Here is a 1,916-nt window from a genome sequence, read left to right as displayed (position 1 = left end):
CCAGTCCCAAAAGGACAACCAACCGAAGGGCCTGACGAATCTGGCGACTGGCTGGGTCGGCTTCCATGGACGATGCCTCCTCACCCAAACGGGTAAAGTGTCCTTCGGTATACCGGCCAACTGATGCGGAAACGACTCCGGGGAAGAAAGAACCCGTGGGCCCGTGGGTGCCTTCATCTTTCGAGACGGTCTAACGACCGGCCTGGTTCTCACCGGTCCTGGCGCGTTCCAGGAGCACTTCCCGCAGGACCACCGCTTGATTGTGATCGCGATCCTGAGCCGCGAACAGGAGGGTCAATCCAGAGCTCAACGCGTGGGAAAGAAGCAAGTCCAGTTGTTCGGGCTGCTGTTGAAGCTCTTCGCGGTAGCGACGCTGAAACTCTTCCCATTTGGTGGGATCGTGCCCGAACCATTTGCGTAGCCCATCGCTCGGTGCGACATCTTTCATCCACAGGTCGAGGGCGAGTTGATCTTTTTTGATTCCTCGCGGCCAGAGGCGATCGACGAGAACCCGAAAACCGTCGTCCGGCGACGGGGGGTCGTAAACGCGTTTCAAACGAATGGTGGGAACTCGCTTGTTTGTCTTTTTCATTTGGCTGCCCTCTGACGGAAAAATCCCCTGTCAGCCGCAAACTCACGACAGCCCACACCTCCCCACCGGCCAGCGTGACACCTGCGAGGTCATCTCATTTCTGCCGCTTTCTGCCATGCATCTGGACCGGGACGCAAACCTCGACAGAACCCGCTGCCGCAGCGCCAACCCCTTGGGGGGACCTGTTTGTCAGCCCCTCATTCCAACCTCGACGATCCCTTTCACCGACCGAGTTGCGTCCGTTCATGTCAGTTTGTGTTGCGTGGGCGGCCATTCATGAATGGCGCCACCACACGTCGGGAACATCTGCCCTCTCACACATCGGCACCAAAACGGGAATGCCCCAGCCAGATGCGGAGTTGTGAGAATAACGGGAAAGGGCTATAATCCAGGCAAAGTTTGTCGATATTGAGAATCACCCGATGGGGCGCCGCCGAACATCCGACGATCGAACCCTGTTGGTTAGTGCGCCAACTAGAGAATTTTATACCGGGACTCAGACCCCGTCGGAAAAGAAACGCTCACCGCTCGGGCAGACGGGGGCGACTCGGCACATCGTGGCGAGTCCCCAACGTGTGGCAAGCTCCTGGAGCGACATTTGCTTTTTGAACCAACGGAATGATCTCGCATCGGATTGGGCTTGGGACGGATATCCACCGCCTGGAGGAGCCAGGGCCGCTTCTCTTAGGGGGGGTCACAGTCCCACATGATCGCCATGCGGTGGGACACAGCGATGCCGATACGCTCCTCCATGCCATTACCGATGCCATTCTGGGAGCGGCAGGTCTGGGCGACATCGGCCAGCTTTTTCCGGATACCGATCCGGCCAATCGTGGCCGGGCGTCCGATGATATGCTACGGCGGGCGTGGTCCCTGGCCGTCGAACAGGGATGGCGACTCGCCAACCTCGATTGCACGATCCATGCCCAGAAACCCAAACTGGCCCCCTTTATCCCCGAAATGAAAAAACGCGTGGCTGATATCCTGGGAGTTTCCCCGGAGAAGATCAGCATCAAGGCCAAAACGGGGGAAGGCGTGGATGCCGTCGGTCGCGAGGAAGCCATCGCTGCCCAGGCCGTTGTCCTGCTGTGGCGATCGACCGAACAGGATTGAAAAGCGCCAAGGGGCACAATCGCTGGAGAGAAAGCCGTTGTGGATCTCCCGGCGTTGACGGAAAACTCCTACCAACCGACAAAGGGAATAAATTCGGAAAACACATCTGAACCTGGGTTTTTAAGCGACCTTCATGCCTATGATCCGCGTCTACAACACTCTGACCCGAAAAAAAGAGCCATTTGAACCCGTCAAACCCGGCCAGGTGGGC

General features: G+C 58.1%; 2 protein-coding genes. One reads left to right on the top strand and one right to left on the bottom strand.

What is annotated here, in order from left to right; all coding sequences use genetic code 11:
- Positions 1-190 precede the first annotated feature (190 nt).
- On the bottom strand, positions 191-592 hold the full coding sequence (locus H5U08_RS17260) for a DUF488 domain-containing protein (protein ID WP_297035928.1): 402 nt from the start codon (positions 590-592) through the stop codon (positions 191-193).
- 618 nt (positions 593-1,210) lie between these two features.
- Between H5U08_RS17260 and ispF the strand changes: the two genes are divergently transcribed.
- Positions 1,211-1,705, top strand: a complete 495-nt coding sequence (ispF, locus tag H5U08_RS17255; protein ID WP_297035926.1) for a 2-C-methyl-D-erythritol 2,4-cyclodiphosphate synthase — start codon at positions 1,211-1,213, stop codon at positions 1,703-1,705.
- Positions 1,706-1,916 lie beyond the last annotated feature (211 nt).

The sequence above is a fragment of the Thermogutta sp. genome, assembly GCF_014359955.1.
GTDB lineage: Bacteria > Planctomycetota > Planctomycetia > Pirellulales > Thermoguttaceae > Thermogutta.
Note: the sequence above shows the minus strand (reverse complement) of the source record. Positions and strands in the feature narration are given on the sequence as shown.

Excerpts from the sequence above, each read along its gene's own strand:
- H5U08_RS17260 (WP_297035928.1), bottom strand. The coding sequence starts at position 592 with ATGAAAAAGACAAACAAGCGAGTTCCCACCATTCGTTTGAAACGCGTT.
- ispF (WP_297035926.1), top strand. The coding sequence starts at position 1,211 with ATGATCTCGCATCGGATTGGGCTTGGGACGGATATCCACCGCCTGGAG.